Source organism: Cupriavidus malaysiensis (genome assembly GCF_001854325.1).
In the GTDB taxonomy this organism is placed as follows: domain Bacteria; phylum Pseudomonadota; class Gammaproteobacteria; order Burkholderiales; family Burkholderiaceae; genus Cupriavidus; species Cupriavidus malaysiensis.
The window spans coordinates 1,103,274-1,119,265 of record NZ_CP017755.1 but is presented as its reverse complement, the minus strand read 5'-3'; the positions used below and the strand labels follow the sequence as shown (position 1 = coordinate 1,119,265).

The 15,992-nt window shown below is 71.4% G+C and carries 15 protein-coding genes and 3 tRNA genes; 12 read left to right on the top strand and 6 right to left on the bottom strand.

What is annotated here, in order from left to right; genetic code table 11:
• The first annotated feature begins 29 nt into the window (after window positions 1-29).
• The 8 genes from BKK80_RS36670 to BKK80_RS24560 all read left to right on the top strand — a co-directional run bounded on the left by BKK80_RS36670 (window position 30) and on the right by BKK80_RS24560 (window position 5,546).
• Window positions 30-413: a hypothetical protein gene (locus BKK80_RS36670; protein ID WP_157903332.1), complete on the top strand. Its 384-nt coding sequence runs from the start codon at window positions 30-32 to the stop codon at window positions 411-413.
• Window positions 414-591: 178 nt separating this feature from the next.
• A tRNA-Asn gene (locus BKK80_RS24590) sits at window positions 592-667 on the top strand.
• Window positions 668-673: 6 nt separating this feature from the next.
• Window positions 674-749: transfer RNA gene (locus BKK80_RS24585), tRNA-Gly, on the top strand.
• 30 nt (window positions 750-779) lie between these two features.
• Window positions 780-854, top strand: a tRNA-Thr gene (locus BKK80_RS24580).
• Window positions 855-1,115: 261 nt separating this feature from the next.
• Window positions 1,116-2,198: a pyruvate dehydrogenase (acetyl-transferring) E1 component subunit alpha gene (pdhA, locus tag BKK80_RS24575; RefSeq protein WP_071071672.1), complete on the top strand. Its 1,083-nt coding sequence runs from the start codon at window positions 1,116-1,118 to the stop codon at window positions 2,196-2,198.
• A gap of 109 nt (window positions 2,199-2,307) precedes the next feature.
• Entirely contained in the window at window positions 2,308-3,285 is a 978-nt protein-coding gene (locus BKK80_RS24570) for an alpha-ketoacid dehydrogenase subunit beta (RefSeq protein ID WP_071039613.1), read from the top strand.
• A gap of 79 nt (window positions 3,286-3,364) precedes the next feature.
• Window positions 3,365-4,471 carry a dihydrolipoamide acetyltransferase family protein gene (locus BKK80_RS24565; protein ID WP_071071670.1) on the top strand — a complete coding sequence of 369 codons (1,107 nt, stop codon included), beginning with the start codon at window positions 3,365-3,367 and terminating at the stop codon, window positions 4,469-4,471.
• Between the two features lie 871 nt (window positions 4,472-5,342).
• Window positions 5,343-5,546 carry a CopG family transcriptional regulator gene (locus tag BKK80_RS24560; protein ID WP_071021308.1) on the top strand — a complete coding sequence of 68 codons (204 nt, stop codon included), beginning with the start codon at window positions 5,343-5,345 and terminating at the stop codon, window positions 5,544-5,546.
• Between the two features lie 54 nt (window positions 5,547-5,600).
• On the opposite strand, the gene BKK80_RS24555 is transcribed toward BKK80_RS24560, so the two are convergent.
• The 4 genes from BKK80_RS24555 to BKK80_RS24540 form a co-directional block, all read right to left on the bottom strand.
• Window positions 5,601-7,250, bottom strand: coding sequence for a SulP family inorganic anion transporter (locus tag BKK80_RS24555; protein WP_071021310.1), 1,650 nt, complete (start codon window positions 7,248-7,250; stop codon window positions 5,601-5,603).
• Between the two features lie 570 nt (window positions 7,251-7,820).
• Complete coding sequence (locus BKK80_RS24550; protein ID WP_071021312.1) at window positions 7,821-8,789, bottom strand: chemotaxis protein; 969 nt, start codon at window positions 8,787-8,789, stop codon at window positions 7,821-7,823.
• Window positions 8,790-8,978: 189 nt separating this feature from the next.
• Entirely contained in the window at window positions 8,979-9,239 is a 261-nt protein-coding gene (locus BKK80_RS24545; RefSeq protein ID WP_071021315.1) for a MoaD/ThiS family protein, read from the bottom strand.
• Between the two features lie 41 nt (window positions 9,240-9,280).
• Window positions 9,281-10,444, bottom strand: a complete 1,164-nt coding sequence (locus BKK80_RS24540; RefSeq protein ID WP_071021318.1) for a beta propeller repeat protein — start codon at window positions 10,442-10,444, stop codon at window positions 9,281-9,283.
• Between the two features lie 366 nt (window positions 10,445-10,810).
• Here BKK80_RS24540 and BKK80_RS36665 point away from each other — a divergent pair, with 366 nt between their 5' ends.
• From BKK80_RS36665 to BKK80_RS24530, 3 genes are all read left to right on the top strand, one after another.
• Entirely contained in the window at window positions 10,811-10,954 is a 144-nt protein-coding gene (locus BKK80_RS36665; protein ID WP_157128552.1) for a hypothetical protein, read from the top strand.
• Window positions 10,955-11,222: 268 nt separating this feature from the next.
• The gene (locus BKK80_RS24535; RefSeq protein WP_071021320.1) at window positions 11,223-12,086 is read left to right on the top strand and encodes a hypothetical protein; all 864 of its coding nucleotides are present in this window, start codon (window positions 11,223-11,225) and stop codon (window positions 12,084-12,086) included.
• A 125-nt stretch (window positions 12,087-12,211) separates the two neighbouring features.
• Window positions 12,212-12,805 (top strand): N-acetyltransferase, encoded by a 594-nt coding sequence (locus tag BKK80_RS24530; RefSeq protein ID WP_071022797.1) that lies wholly within the window; start codon window positions 12,212-12,214, stop codon window positions 12,803-12,805.
• A 136-nt stretch (window positions 12,806-12,941) separates the two neighbouring features.
• Here BKK80_RS24530 and BKK80_RS24525 read toward each other — a convergent pair whose 3' ends face one another.
• The gene (locus BKK80_RS24525; protein ID WP_071071668.1) at window positions 12,942-13,451 is read right to left on the bottom strand and encodes a multidrug/biocide efflux PACE transporter; all 510 of its coding nucleotides are present in this window, start codon (window positions 13,449-13,451) and stop codon (window positions 12,942-12,944) included.
• Between the two features lie 202 nt (window positions 13,452-13,653).
• Here BKK80_RS24525 and BKK80_RS24520 point away from each other — a divergent pair, with 202 nt between their 5' ends.
• Window positions 13,654-14,538, top strand: a complete 885-nt coding sequence (locus tag BKK80_RS24520; RefSeq protein ID WP_071021324.1) for a LysR family transcriptional regulator — start codon at window positions 13,654-13,656, stop codon at window positions 14,536-14,538.
• A gap of 34 nt (window positions 14,539-14,572) precedes the next feature.
• Here BKK80_RS24520 and BKK80_RS24515 read toward each other — a convergent pair whose 3' ends face one another.
• Complete coding sequence (locus BKK80_RS24515; RefSeq protein ID WP_071071666.1) at window positions 14,573-15,931, bottom strand: MFS transporter; 1,359 nt, start codon at window positions 15,929-15,931, stop codon at window positions 14,573-14,575.
• Window positions 15,932-15,992: the final 61 nt, after the last annotated feature.

Sequence of the window (15,992 nt, the reverse complement as noted above, 5' to 3'; positions counted from 1 at the left end):
TCGCAGTAGTCGCAGTAGTGGCGTTGGCCGTGACACCGCGCCGGGCGCGCGGCGGCCCGCATCCGGCAAAGGGCTCGCTCCTGCTGCAGACCCTGCAGCGCGGCGCCGTGCAGATCGGCGTCAGCGGCAGCGTCAACCTGATGCTGGTGCTCGACGCCGCCGGCATCACGACCCGCCGCTCGCGCAGCGAGCGCTGTCTGCTGGCGCAGCGCTACGTGATGGGCACCGTGCCGGGCGCGCTCGCGCTGCGCATCGCCTTCACGGAACGGCGCCAGGCGATGCGGCGATGGCAGCCATCGCCACCATCGCCACCATCGCCACCATCGCCACCATCGCCACCATCGCCACCATCGGCGCACCGGCCGCCGCACACCTCGGCACATACAGCGCACATCCATCGCGCACGCTGGTGACATGGTTCCTGCGCGCGCATCCGCGCGCATCCATCACGCACATCATGTGCGCCGCTGCGCGACAAGCGCCTCAATCGCGATTTTCAAGAAGTTCGATCAGGGGGCTTCCCACGCGCGAAAAACCTGTTGTACAATCCGGCCTCCGCTGCAGCAGCAAACGCTGAGACAGCGGAACAAATCCCCGATAGCTCAGTCGGTAGAGCGCCGGACTGTTAATCCGTAGGTCCCTGGTTCGAGCCCAGGTCGGGGAGCCACTCCAAGCGGGAGTAGCTCAGTTGGTAGAGCGCAACCTTGCCAAGGTTGAGGTCGCGAGTTCGAGACTCGTCTCCCGCTCCAGAGTTTTTTTGCATTGCCTTCACGGCAGATGCCCATGTGGCTCAGTGGTAGAGCACTCCCTTGGTAAGGGAGAGGTCGGCAGTTCGATCCTGCCCATGGGCACCACCCCCCCCCTTCTGCATCCCCTCCTCGCCGGTATCCGGCAAACCCACCCGCCATCGCTGTCACGCCGCCGCGTCCGCACGCGCACGGTCTCCGCTTCGCCCAGGCGCACCGATGGCATGGCGCTCTGCCGTACATTGGCCGCGCGCGCACCACGACGCTTTTCCACGCTTGCCCTACACTCGAAACAGCATCGCACCGCTCCGCCGTGGCGGCGTGGCTGGTGCTGCGGTGCGCAAGCGGCAATGCGACAGGGGGCTCGGCATGGGCACGGTGGCAAGCTTTGAGATCGGCTACACGCAGTACCTCGATGCACGCGGTGAACCCAAGCAGGATCTTCCCGCCTTCGCGCGCGACCCCGCGGCGCTGCTGCCGCTCTACCGCGCGATGGTGCTGGCGCGGCATTTCGACCTGAAGGCCATCGCCCTGCAGCGTACTGGCAAGATCGGCACCTTCGCCTCGGCCATCGGCCAGGAAGCGATCGGGGTCGGCGTGGCCAGCGCGATGCGGCCCGAGGACGTGCTGGTGCCCTCCTACCGCGACCATGCCGCGCAATTCGTGCGCGGCGTCACCATGACGGAGAGCCTGCTGTACTGGGGCGGCGACGAGCGCGGCAGCCATTTCGCCGCGGCGCCCCACGACTTTCCCAACAACGTGCCGATCGCCACCCAGGTGTGCCACGCCGCGGGCGCGGCCTACGCCTTCCGCCTGCGCGGCGAGGCGCGCGCCGCGGTCTGCCTGCTCGGCGATGGCGGCACCTCCAAGGGCGATTTCTACGAGGGCATGAACCTGGCCGGCGCCTGGCGCGTGCCGATGGTGCTGGTGGTCAGCAACAACCAATGGGCCATCTCGATGCCGCGCGCGGCGCAGACGGCGGCGCAGACGCTGGCACAGAAGGCCATCGCCGCCGGTGTGCCCGGCCGCCAGGTCGACGGCAACGACATCGTCGCCGTGCGCCAGGCCGCCGCGCAAGCGCTGGAACGCGCGCGCGCGGGCGATGGCCCCTCGCTGATCGAGGCCATCACCTACCGGCTGGGCGACCACACCACCGCCGACGACGCCAGCCGCTACCGCGACGAAGCCAGCGTGAAAGCGCACTGGGCACAGGAACCGGTGCTGCGCCTGCGCAACTATCTGGCCAGCCTCGGCGCGTGGGATGCGGCGCGCGAAGAAGCGCTCATCAAGGACTGCGCGCAGCAGGTGGCGCAGGCGGTCGAAGCCTACCTGGCCACGCCCATGCCCGCGCCGGCGGCCATGTTCGAGCATCTCTACGCCACGCTGCCGGCGGCGCTGGCCGGCCAGCTCGCCATGGCGCAGCGTTTCGCGGGCACGGACACGCCGCCTTGAGGCGGACGCCGGACTTCCCGTACCGCCGATGAGCGCACGGCATGCAAGGCACCGGGCAAACGACGCCAGCAAGCGGAAACGGCGCCAACCTTAGCGAGGCAAGCACACCATGGCCGAGATCCATCTGGTAGAAGCCGTCAACCAGGCCCTGGCCCACGAACTGGCACGCGACCCGAGCGTCGTGCTGCTGGGTGAGGACATCGGGGTCAACGGCGGCGTGTTCCGCGCCACCGTGGGCCTGCAGGCCCGCTTCGGCGCGCAGCGCGTGATCGACACCCCGCTGGCGGAATCCGGCATCGCCGGCGCCGCGGTCGGCATGGCGGCCATGGGGCTGAAGCCGGTGGCGGAGATCCAGTTCACCGGCTTCATCTATCCGGCGATCGACCACATCATCAACCACGCGGGCCGCCTGCGCCATCGCAGCCGCGGGCGCCTGAGCTGTCCGATGGTGCTGCGCTCCCCGTTCGGCGCCGGCATCCACGCGCCCGAGCACCATTCTGAAAGTCCCGAGGCCATGTTCGCCCACATGCCGGGCATCCGCGTGGTGATCCCCTCCTCGCCGGCACGCGCCTACGGCCTGCTGCTGGCTGCCATCCGCGACCCCGACCCGGTGATCTTCCTCGAGCCGACCCGCCTGTACCGGCTGTTCCGCCAGGAGGTCGCCGACGATGGCCAGGCGCTGCCGCTGGATGCCTGCTTCACCCTGCGCGACGGCAGCGACCTGACACTGGTGAGCTGGGGCGCGATGCTGCAGGAGACGCTGGCCGCGGCCGGCCAGCTCGAACAGGAAGGCATCTCGGCCGCGGTCATCGATGTGGCCACGCTCAAGCCGCTCGATCTCGACACCATCCTGGCGTCGGTGGCACGCACCGGCCGCTGCGTGATCGTGCACGAGGCGCCGCGCACGGCCGGCTTCGGCGCGGAGATCGCCGCCGGCCTGGCCGATGCCGGCCTCTACTCGCTGGCCGCGCCGGTGCTGCGCGTGACCGGCTACGACACCGTGGTGCCGCTGGCGCGGCAGGAGGCGCTCTACATGCCGAGCGTGGCGCGCATCGTCGATGCGGCGCGCCGCGCGATGGCGGCGTGATCGACCCCGCCGCGGGCCGGCAAACGATGGTTCGCGCCCGCGCCGCGCCGCGCAGGCGATGACCGCAAGGAGCAATGCGATGCGTATCTTCAAGCTGCCCGATCTCGGCGAAGGCCTGCAGGAAGCGGAAATCGTCGCCTGGCACGTCGCCGAAGGCGAGACAGTCGCGGCCGACCAGCCGCTGTTGTCGGTGGAAACCGCCAAGGCCATCGTCGAGATCCCCTCGCCCTTCGCCGGGCGCCTGGCCAGGCATTACGCCGCGCCGGGCGACATCGTCCACCTGGGCGCGCCGCTGGCTGGCTTCGAAGGCGCAGGCGAGGACGATGCCGGCACCGTGGTCGGCACCGTCGCGGTCGGCAGCCAGGTGGTGGCGGAAGCCCCGGCGCCGCTGGCCGGCGGCGCCGGCGCCGGTGCGGTGCGGGCCGCGCCGGCGGTACGGGCGCTGGCGCGCAAGCTGTCGGTCGACCTGGCCATGGTCACGCCTTCGGGCGCGGAGGGGGTCATCACGGCCGCCGACGTCGAGCGCGTGGCCAAGGCCCTGGCCGAGACCGGCCCGGCCGAAGTGCTGCGCGGGGTGCGCCGCGCCATGGCGCAGAACATGGCGCGCGCGCAGAGCGAGGTGGCCGCCGCCACGGTGATGGACGACGCCGACATCCAGGCGTGGCCGCCGGGCACCGACGCGACCATGCGCCTGGTGCGCGCGCTGGTGGCGGGCTGCCGTGCAGAACCCGGCCTCAATGCCTGGTACGAAGGCGGCAGCGGGCGCCGCCACGTGCTGCAGAAGATCGATGTCGGCATCGCCGCCGACCTGCCCGAGGGCCTCTTCGTGCCGGTGCTGCGCGACGCGGGACGACGCGATGCCGCCGACCTGCGCCAGGGGCTGGAACGCATGCGCGCCGACATCCGCGCGCGCACCATCGCGCCGGAAGAAATGCGTGGAAACACGATCACGCTGTCGAACTTCGGCATGATCGGCGGCAAGTACGCCGCACCCATCGTGGTGCCGCCCACGGTCGCCATCCTCGGCGCGGGCCGTATGCATGATGCCGTGGTCGCGGCCGCGGGGGCCGTCGCCATCCATCGCCTGCTGCCGCTGAGCCTGACCTTCGACCACCGGGTCGTCACCGGCGGCGAAGCCGCGCGCTTTCTCGCCGCGGTGATCGCCGACCTGGCCCTGCCGGATTGAAGCCGACGGCGGGCGGCCCGCGGCCGCCCGCCGTCGGATCAGCCCGGCATCTGCTGGAACGCCTGCGACAGCGCCGCGATGGCCACCATGAACAGCACCAGGATCAGCATCAGCTTGTAGAACATGGCAATCTCCTTGCCGGCAGCGCTTGGCATGCACGGCCGGGACGCGGGCGCACCGCCGCCTGGCCCCGTCCCGGCCGCATGGCTCAAAGGTTGATCAGCAGATAGAGGGCCGCGACCGTGCCGATCGCGTAGAGCGTCTTGTGATAGATGGCTGGCATCTCGGATTCTCCCGGTTGCATGTTGGAAAGGGCGGCAGGATGCCGCCTCCAGACAGGCTGCCGTGCGGGAGAATCAGGCCGGGGAAACCGGCCCGCGGACTCCCCGCACGGCGGGGAGAAGCACGGCCGGGGAGCCGTGGCGGGCCACGGAGGCAAGGCGCGCGGCATGGGCAGGACGTGCCATGCCGGCGCCGGGGACGGTCGGAACGGCCACGGCAGCGCGGCGGACCGTCGCCGCGCGATGCGACGCCGCGACCGCGCACGCCCACCCGCACGGCAGGTGCCGGCGGCGGGAAACGTGGCGGGGGGAGGCGTCAGGCATCGTCATGCGCGATCCGTGTATATCCTTCGTGTCTTGGCGCTGGTCCGCCGGCATGCGCCGGCGCGACAGGTGGTCGAGACAGGTGGTCGATCATGTGCCCCGCCGGCCTGGCCTCGGCGCCTTTGGCGCGGGCCATGACCGCTGCGCAGCATGGCGAACGGGGTGTGGTCCCTTATGCCACAGACCCGCGCCGAAGTCCAGCCGCCGCCGTGTTCCTTGTGTATATAATGATAATTTGATTAACATCACAGCGCGCCGAGCCCCTCATGGAATCCAAGACCGCCCGCCTGACCGTGCTGATCGACCCGGTCAAGAAAAAGGCCTTCGAGACGCTGTGTGCGTCCCAGGACCTGACACCGTCGCAGGTCGTGCGCCAGCTGATCCGCGACTATCTGCAGCACCACGGCGTCGAGTACGCCACCAAGGCCCGCGCCCCCGCCGCCTCCACCGGGCGCAAGCGCGCCGGCTGAACGTCCGCCGCCGGGCGCCGTGCACGGCCTGGGTGCCGCGGCGCGGCGCGGCACTCAGGCCGCTGCGGCGCGCAACACCCGGCAACGTTCCAGCGCCGCTTCCAGGCTGTCCACGTAATTGCCCTCGCCCAGCGCGGACATCACCCCCGCGCGCGCCAGCTTGCCACGCACCCGCGCATTGGCTTCGCACAGCACCACCGCCACGCCGCGCCGCCGCAGCTTGCCGACCACCTCGATCAGCGTCTGCAGTCCGGTGATGTCCATGAAGGGTACGCGGCGCAGGCGGATCACCAGGCAGCGCGGATCGGTGTGCGTCTGCACCAGGGCACGCTCGAAGTTCTCGACCGCGCCGAAGAAGAACGGGCCCTCGATGGCGTATACCAGCGTGCCCGGCGGCAGCGCCGGCACCGCGCCCAGTTCCCTGCCGAGCGCGCCATGGTCCTGCCGCGCGATCTCGACCGAGGCGGCCATGCGCCGCAGGAACTGCATCATCGCCAGGATCACGCCGATATTGACCGCCACCACGAGGTCGGCGAAGACGGTCAGCACGAAGGTGATCAGCAAGATGGCGACGTCGGCGCGCGGCGCGCGCACCACCATGGCGGCGAAGTGCCGCACTTCGCTCATGTTGTAGGCCACCACGAAGAGGATGGCGGCGAGCGCGGCCAGCGGCACGCTGGCCGCCAGCGGTGCCAGCAGCACGAGCACCAGCATCAGCACCACCGCGTGCGTGATGCCGGCCAGCGGACTGTTGCCGCCATTGCGGATATTGGTGGCGGTGCGCGCGATGGCGCCGGTGGCGGCGAAGCCGCCGAACAGCGGCGCGACGATATTGGCGATGCCCTGCCCGATCAGTTCCTGGTTGGAATCGTGCCGCGTACCGGCCATGCCGTCCGCCACCACCGCCGACAGCAGCGATTCGATCGCCCCCAGCATGGCGATGGTGAAGGCTGGCCCGATCAACTCCACCACGCGCGCAGGCGTGACCTCCGGCAGCGCGAAGGCCGGCAGGCCACGGGAGATACCACCGAAGGCGCTGCCGATGGTAGCCACGCCATCGAAGCCGAACGCGGCCTGCAAGGCGGTCGCCACCACCAGCGCCACCAGGGGGCCGGGCACGCGCCGCAGCGGGGCGATGTGCGGCGTGGCCACCACCAGGGCCAGGCTGAGCAGTGCGATGCCGGTGGTGGCGGGATGCCACTGCGGCAGGACCTGCAGCAGGTGCCAGACCTTGTCATGGAAATGCTCGCCCGGCACCGCCGGCAGGCCGAAGAAGTCGCGCCACTGGCCCACCCAGATGATGACCGCGATGCCGGTGGTGAAGCCGACGATCACCGGCGCCGGGATGTACTTGATGACCACGCCCAGCCGGGCCAGCCCCATGGCCAGCAGCATGATGCCGGCCATCAGCGTGGCGATCTGCAGTCCCTCGATGCCGTGGCGCGCCGTGATGCCCGACAGGATCACGATGAAGGCGCCGGTCGGGCCGGCGATCTGCACGCGGCTGCCGCCGCAGGCTGACACCAGCAGGCCGGCGATGATGGCCGTGTAGAGGCCCTGCGCAGGCCTGGCGCCGGAAGCGATGGCGAAGGCCATCGCCAGCGGCAGCGCGACGACGCCGACGATCAGCCCGGAGACGATGTTCGGCAACCAGTTCCCGCGCCGGAACAGGCCGGCGCGCCAGGCTTCCCGCAATGCCGTCATGGCGCACGCTCCATTCGTATCGCATCACATTTCATGATAATAGGATGCGCTTCGAGCCAGGAGCAAGGCGGCCGGCCACATGCGCGGGAACGCTGACGGACTTATCCAAGGTATCCACAGGAACGGTGGATATCCAAGCCACCTGCCTCCCGCAAAGCCGCGCCAGTACTCAAAAAAGCTGGACTGCACAAATAATAGGCAAACACATGCTTGAGGCGGGGAAGGCAGGAATGCTTCGTGCAGTCAAGCCCTGCCGGGCAGGTCGCAGGCCAGTGGAAGGGAACACGGTGGCAGGCACGCGGCGCGGGCATCGTCCGTATCCGCGCTCCCTGTCCGCAGTCCCGGTCCGATGGACTGGCCGACAGGACGCAGGCAGGCAAGCTACGCGCGCGTCGGGCGCCTCGCGCCCGGCAGGGTCGATCGCCGCAGCGATGGCGCGCCCGGCGGCTGCGTGGCAGAGCCGCGGGCAAGCGCGCCGCGCCGGGCGCGGCAGCGAAGAAGAGAGGGAAGGCGCGGCGGGGCGGAAGCGCGATCGGGGCCGCGCCCGCGAGCCCGTCCGGCAGCGAGGCCTCAGGCGTGGCGCGCCAGCACGCCGCGGATGGTCTCGGCGAGATCCTTGGCCAGGAACTTGGAGACGTAGGCGTCGGCCCCGACCTTGCGCACGTGTTCCTCGCTGGCCTCGCCCGACAGCGAGGAGTGGATCACCACCGGCAGCGACTTCAGGCGGGCATCGCCCTTGATCTTGCGCGTGAGCGTGAAGCCATCCATCTCGGGCATCTCGAGATCGGTCAGCACCAGCGCGATCTCGTCCTGCACCGACTTGCCGCTGCCGGCGGCCTGGTCGGCGATCTCGCCCAGCACGTCCCAGGCTTCCTGGCCGGTCTTGGTCATCACCACCTGCACGCCCATGGCCTGCAGGCCCTGTTCGATCAGGCTGCGCGCGAAGGCGGAATCGTCGGCGGCGAGGATGCGGGCACCGGGACGCAGCGAAAGCCTGGGCCCCACGGTGGCGGGATCGACGTCGGGCTGGCGCGTCGGCAGCACGTCGCGCAGGATCTGCTCCACGTCCAGCACCTGGACCAGGCGCGGATTGTCGGACTCGGCGTCGAGCTTGGCGATGCTGGTCACCAGGTCGCCCTTGACGCTGGTCTCGGCCGACACCACCTGGCTCCATTCGAGGCGCACGATCTCCTCGACCGCCTCCACCGCGAAGCCCTGGGTGGAACGCGCATACTCGGTCACCAGCAGGATGTTCAGCCCGCTGCGCGGGGTGCAGCCGACCAGCTTGGGCAGGTCGATCACGGGGATCACCTGGCCGCGGATATCGGCCATGCCGAGCACCGCCGGCGCAGCGCCCACCACCGTGGTCACGGTGGGCATGACCAGGATCTCCCGCACCTTGAACACATTGATGCCGAACCATTCGGACTGGCCGGAGTGGTTCGAATCGCCGAGACGGAACAGCAATAACTCGAACTGGTTATTGTTGGTCAGATTGGTCCGTTCGTCGACCTCTCTCATCGCGCTGCTGCTGCTCATGCTTGGCTCCGCTACCTGGTGTTGTTCGGCACATCCTCGACACTGCGGTCCACCGGCGCGACGGCACGGGCGAAGCGCATGCCTTGCGGCAAGCAGCGCGCAGGCGCGGCAGGCGCCGGCCGGCTCCGGTGATCCAGTGGACTCAGGGCGGCTAACGGCAGATTCCCGCCAAGGTTTAGCGGGGCCGGCTCAGCCGCCGGCCAGTGCCTGCAGGATGTGCACTTCGTCCGACTCGCCGAGCGGCGCGTCCAGCCGCATGGCCTGGCTGCGGTTGACGAAAACGCGCATATAGGGGCGCAGCCCGCCCTGCTCGTCGACGATGCGGAAACGCATGCCCGGATAGCGCCGCTCGAGGTCGTCCAGCAGCGCCGCCACGCTCGTGCCGGCCGCCTCCACCACCGGCTGCCCGCCGGTGTAGGAATGCAGGACGGAACAGATCATCACCTTCATGCTGCCTCCACGATGACGTTGCCGATGCCGATGCCGCCACCTCAGGCGAAGACCGCCGTCTCCAGCGCGTAGATCTCGGGCAGGTGCTGCGCCAGGCAGGACCAGTTGCCGCCCTCGTCGGCGCTGGCCCAGATCTCGCCCCCGGTGGTGCCGACGTAGAGGCCGACCGGATCGCAGGCATCGGTCGCCATGGCCTGCCGCTTCACCGTGAACCAGGCCTGCTGTGCCGGCAGGCCGCGGTCCTGGCGCTGCCAGCTGCGGCCGGCATCGCGCGTGACGTAGGCAGCCGGGCGGCCCTGCGGGCTGACACGCGGCCATACGTCGGTACCGTCCATGGGAAACACCCAGACCGTGTCGGCATCGCGCGGATGCGCCACGATGGGCAGGCCGATGTCGCCCACCTCCGCCGGCATGGCCTCGCCGATGCGCCGCCAGATCCCCTCGCGCCGGTCCATGCGGTAGATGCCGCAGTGGTTCTGCTGGTACAGGATGTCGGGCGCGGCCGGGTGCAGCAGCACGCGATGCGGATCGTGGCCGAATTCGGGCGGGGGCGGCGGCAGGAAGTCCGCCGCGCAGCCCGCGTTCAGCGGCGCCCAGCCGGCGCCGCCATCGGTGCTCTCGAACACGCCGCCGCTGGACATGCCGATATAGAGATGCCGCGCATCGCGCGGATCGACCAGGATGGAGTGCAGCTTGGGCCCGTCCGGCGTGCCGTCCTGCGCGCCCCCGGTCCAGGCCGGCCGCATCGGATGGTCGTTGAAGCCGGACACCGGCGCCCAGGTGTCGCCGCCGTCCTCGCTGCGGAACAGGCCCTGGGGCGAGGTGCCTGCATACCAGGTGCCAGTCTCGTCCGCGTGGCCCGGTGCCAGCCAGAACACATGGTCGACCACGCGCGCCTCCTGCCCGGCTTCGGCCCGGGCAAAGGCCGGTGGCCGCGTGGCCTCGCGCCAGTGGCGGCCGCCGTCGGTGGAACGGAATACGGTGGGTCCGAGATGGCCGGTGCGGGCGGCGGCCAGCAGGGTGCGGCGGTCGCGCGGGTCGAGCACCAGGTGATGCACGATATGGCCCAGGAAGTGCGGCCCGTCGGGCACCCACTGTTGCCGCGCGGCATCCGCGCGGTACAGCCAGGCGCCCTTGCGCGTCGCCACGAGGAGGGTCGTCTTCCCGTCATGCGGCGCGGCACTGCCGGCAATGGATGAAGCCATGGACTTTGTCTCCTTGCGGGGCCGGTCGGCACGTGCCGCCTGGGCGGCATGCATGACGCGCCAGCGGGCGCGTGAGGGTGGCATCAGGACGGCACAGGCGCGGCACCGGCGCCGGCATGGGTACGCGGTCGGGGGACGCGCTCACGATGCCGACCTTTCCGATTCTAGGATATCCCCTGCCCCATCCTCCGCGGCCCGGTGCCGCGCCCCCTTGAGAAACCGCCCAACACATCACTTCTCGGTGGACAAGCGCCGCCGGCTATGGCATACAGCGTAATTCGCCCTGCCGCCCGCCACGCCATGCCTCGCGCATCGCGCGGCCGCCGGCAGGTTGACCTCCCCTCCTCGGATACCAAGAAACCGGCCATGCGCGCCCACCCGTACCGCACCGCCCCGACCCGGCAGCCGCTGCCGGGCGTGCGCGCCTGCGCGGGCGGCCGCGCCGCGGGCCGCGGGCAGCGCACGCCTGCCCGCGCCGGCCGGCATTTCCTCCTCGCCGTGCTTTCCTGAGCCGTGCGGGACGGCACCGGCCCAGGCCGGCACGCCGCCCCGCACGGCCGCTCCCTCCGGGTACCAGGGCCCGGCCGCGGCGCCAAGCCGCAGCGGCCGCCCGCCCGTGCCGGCCATCGGCCGCGCGCGGCGCGTCCTGCCACCCGCACCCGAGCGGCGGCTGCCCCGAGGCGGCCGCCATGCCCACAGGCGGCCGCGCGGACTTCCGCGGCGGCCGGCACCGGTCCGCCACGCGTGCAGGCGGGCCGGCGCATGCACATCGAGATTCATGGAAATCAGCCAGAACTTCGTCAAGGCCAAGCGCCCCTGCGCCGACGGCTATCGCTGGTACCTGCGCAACCGCGACGGCGGCACCGACTATCAAGACCTGCTGGACACCCTGGTGCGGCAGCACCGCGTGAGCGACGCCTGCTGGCTGCTCGATCAGTTCGGCCCGACCGACACCGTGCTCGAAGCCGATGCCATCGCCGCGCAGGCGCTGGTCTTCGCCGGCTCGCTCATCGTGCGCGGCGACGTGCATGTCGACACGGTCCTGCGCGCCGGCGGCGCCATCCGGGCCGGGGCCGGCCTGCGCGCCGGCGAGGCCATCCAGGCGGGAGACGCCATCGAGACCGACGGTGCCATCCATTGCGGCGGCATCCTGCAGGCTGGCGCCGACGTGCGCGCCGGCTGGAGCGCCGACGTCGCCGGCACGCTGCAATGCGCGGGCATCCTGCGCGTGCGCGGCGCCCTGCACTGCGGCGACAGGCTCTCCGCCGGCTCGGGCCTGCTGGTCGGCGCGGACCTGCACGCGCGCGGCGCCCTGCACTGCGGCAAGGGGTTGCGCACCGGCGGCAGCCTGTACGCGGAGGATCTGGTGCGCGTCGCCTGCGGCATCGAATCCGGCGCGGACATCGAAGCCGGCCTGCACCTGGAGGCCGGCTGGGGCATCAAGGCCGGCGGCGATATCCGCGCCCACGGCGCCATCCGCGCGGGCGAGGGCATCGAGGCCACGGGCGAGATCCTGCCCGGCGCCGGCTACGGCGTGCATGCCGGGCTCAGCGTGCGGCTGGAAGACTGGCCGCACAGCGCGCGCGTGCGCGCCAGCGCCCGTCCCGCCGCCCTGCTCAGCGGCCACTGGGAGGCGCCATGAGCCTCGCCCTGCCCGCCTGTGCCCTGCCCTTCGCCTTGCCGTCACCGTCCTGGCCGCCCTGGCCGCCCTGGGGCGAGCGGCTGCTGACAGCCCGGCGCACGCCCGCGCGCGGCGCGCAAGCCGCCATGCAGCCGCCGCCGCGCCCGCTCGAGTTGCGCATCGACGTCAGCCACGGCCCGGCGGAGACCGAGCGCGACATCGACGCCGTGCACGACCGCCTGTGCCGGCCCGATGGCGCCCTGCACGGCATGCCGTCGCTGGCCTGCGGCGTGCCCGGGCTGCGCCTGCGCTACCGCGAGGCCGATGGCGAGTACTACGTCTACGTCGAGGACGTGGCGCGCGGGCGGCTGGCCGGCTACACGGTGTTCAACCGGCTGGTCGAGGTGGACCGCCGCGCCGACCGCCACCTGCGCGCGCCGCACTCGAAATACGCGCTGGACTACCAGCGGCGCGGCCTGGCCTCGGCGATCTACCGCTGGGCCCTCGACGGCGGCCTGTGCCTGATCACCGGCGCGCGCCAGTCGGCCGCCGCGCATGCCCTGTGGATGCGGCTGGCCGCGCACTACCCGCTCGGCTACGTCGAGTTGCGCGACAAGGCGCTGCGCTACCTGGGGCCGGCCGTCACGCCGGCGGTGCTGGACGACCTGCACACGCGCATGATCCTGCTGGGGCGGGGCTGGACGCTGGATACGCTGGCCGGCGCCACCGGCATGCGCTAGCCGGCGCGGCAACGCCTGCGCCGGAAACGACGAAGCCGGCGCAAGGCCGGCTTCGGGTCGAAATGGAACGATCGGAAAGCTCGGAGCGATCGGAACGATCGCGCTGGCCGGGATGCGGCATGGGGCCCGGGCATGGTCAGGTCCGCGCTTCCCCAGCCTTCCATGCCTTCCGCGCCTTCCGCTCGATGCGGCGGGCACGCAGGCGGTCGTACACCAGGTTGAAGAAGAAGGTGTACGGCAGGAAGAACAGCAGGATGCCGAGGTCCAGCAACAAGGCATCGAGCAGGCTGATCTCCAGCCACCAGGACGCCAGCGGCAGCACCAGCGCGATCAGGCCCAGTTCGAAGGCAATCGCATGGACGATCCGCACGGCCACGTTGCGCACCAGTCCGAAGCGCCGTTCGATGCGCTCGAACACCGCGTTGAAGGCCACGTTCCAGGCCATGGCGATCAGCGACACCAGCGCGGTCAGCGCGCCGACGTGGACCAGCGACAGGCCCAGCACCCAGCTCACGACCGGCGCGCACAGGACGATGGCCGTCAGCTCGAAGCTCAGCGCGTGCGCCAGGCGTTCGGCCAGCGTCTTGGGGGTGTCCGGCCGCGGCCGGGACGGCGACGCGCGATGCTTCGGCTGCGCCTGCTGCATCCCATGCGCCGCGTGGTTCGAAGACTTCCATTGCTTCGATTGCTTCGATTGCTCAGATTGCTTCGGATACTGCTGTGGATACGTCACTTGCGCCGTCATAGGCAACTCCTTGAAATCAGCGATGTCGGCATTTTGATCGGATTTTCCGTTTCAACATAGTTTGTTAATATCGGTTTTTCCGATATATAGAGCAATCCCCCCGATGCGCCATTCGCCTGAAGCCCTGCTCGCCTTCGCCGAGGCCGCCTCCCTGGGTTCGTTCTCCGCCGCCGCGCGCAAGCTCGGCAAGCGGCAGTCGACCATCAGCGAGGCCATCGCCAACCTGGAGATCGACCTGGGCGTGCAACTGTTCGACCGCACCGCGCGCCAGCCCCGGCTCACCGATGCGGCGCGCGCGCTGCTGCCGGAGGTGCTGCGGGTACTGGAAGCCAGCGAAGCGATCGACCAGCTCGCCGCCCGCCTGGCCGGTGGCGAGGAAGCGCGGCTGACGCTGGTGGTGTCCGACACCTACCAGTCCAGCCGCTACGAGGAAACGCTGGCCGAGCTGGAGCGGCGCTTTCCCACGCTCGAACTCGAATGCCAGAACGCCGAGCACGACGATGTGATCGACCTGATCCAGCAGGGCCGCGCCCAGCTCGGCCTGATGGCGGCACGCAGCAGCTACCCGCCCGACATCGGCGCGGCGACGGTGGCCGAGCAGGCGGAGATCGGCCTCTACGTCGGCCTGCAGCATCCCTTCGCCGCCTATGGCGATGGCGAGGTGCCGCTCGCCGCGCTGCACGAGGCGCGCGAGCTGCGCCTGCACACCTATGTGGCGCCGCGCGGCGCTCCGCTCGAGACCGGGCTGGTCGCGGGCCGGCGCTGGTGGTCGGCGCCGAGCTACCTGATGCTGATGGAGATGGCGCTGGCCGGCTTCGGCTGGACCGAGCTGCCGCGCCGCATGGTCGAGCATTTCGCGCGCGGGCGCCTGCTCGAACTGCACGCACGCGGCTGGCCGCGCCGCATGCCGGTGGACGCGGTATGGTCGCGCGAGCGTCCGCTGGGCCCGGCCGGCTCCTGGGTGCTGGAACGCATGCTGGCGCCCTGAACCTCCACCCGCTCCTGGGGCGGCGCGCCCTCGTTCAGTGCGGCCGCGCCCCGATGCGCAAGGCCCCGGCGATTCCCGCCACGCTCAGCAGGGCCGCGGCGCAGGCGCCCAGCCGCAACGCCGCACCGGCATCGCCACCCGCCCCGATGGCGATGGCCAGGATCGCCGCCGCGCCGGCGGTACCCGCCAGCGCGCCCACCTGCCGCGTGGCATTGAGCACCGCCGAGGCGGTACCGGCCAGGTCGGACGGCGCCCGCTCCAGCACGGTGGCCGTCATCGGCGCGATCGCCAGGGCCGTGCCGGCCGCCAGCGGCAGCATTGCCGCCAGCAAGGCAGCCAGGCCGCCATGCAGGGTGGCCAGCGCGCACAGCAGGTAGCCCAGCGCGGCCAGCGCCAAGCCGGCGGCGATCTGGCGTCGCGCGCCCAGGCGCGGCAGCAGGCGCCCGGCGATGACGTTGCCGGCGGTCAGGCACAGCGCCAGCGGCAGCAGCGACAGTCCCGTGTGCAGCGGCGTCATGCACAGGCCCTGCTGCAGGTAGAGGCTGAGCAGGAACAGGCAGCCGAAGTAGGCCGCGCCGATCACGAAGCCGACCCAGTTGGCACCGCCCAGCGCGGGATCGGCGAACAGGCGCGCGGGAATCATCGGCGCCGCGCCGCGCCGCTCGACCTGCACGAAAGCCAGGGCGGACACCAGCGCCGCCAGCGTGGCGAGGCCGACCGCCGGCGACAGCCAGCCGCGCGCCGGCCCCTCGATCAGTGCGAAACTGGCCGCGCCCAGGGCGGCCATCCCCAGCAACTGGCCGGCCCGGTCGGCGCCGCGCCCGGGCCGCGCCGGCAGCGCCGCCAGCACGCGCGGGCCGGCCAGCAGGGCCAGCAGCCCGGCCGGCAGGTTGACCAGGAAGGCGCCACGCCAGCCCAGCGGCGCCAGCACGATACCGCCCAGCACCGGCCCGGCGGCCGCCGCGGTCGCCACCAGCCCGCCGAATACGCCGACCGCGCGCGCCCGCGCCGCGGCGTCGGGGTAAGCCGCGCGCAGCAGGGCCAGCGAACTCGGCAGGAACAAGGCCGCGCCGGCTCCCTGCAGCGCGCGCGCGCCGACCAGCGCCGCGACGGTGGGCGCCAGGCCGCACAGCGCCGACGCGAGCAGGAACAGCGCCAGGCCGCCGAGGAAGACCCGGCGCGCGCCGAGGCGGTCGGCCAGCAGCCCGGCGCTCAGCATCAGGCCGGCGAAGCTGAGGTTGTACACGTCGACGATCCAGGCCAGTTCCGACAGGCTCGCGCCCAGGCCGGCGCGCATCGCGGGCATCGCCACGTTGACGATATTGGTGTCGAGGATGGCCATGAACATGCCGGCGGACAGCACCCACAGCGTGGCGGTGCCGCGCGGCGCCACAGCCGGTCCGGGCGCCTCGCGCAAAGGCGGCGGGGACGCAGGAGACGCGGGAGACGCAGGA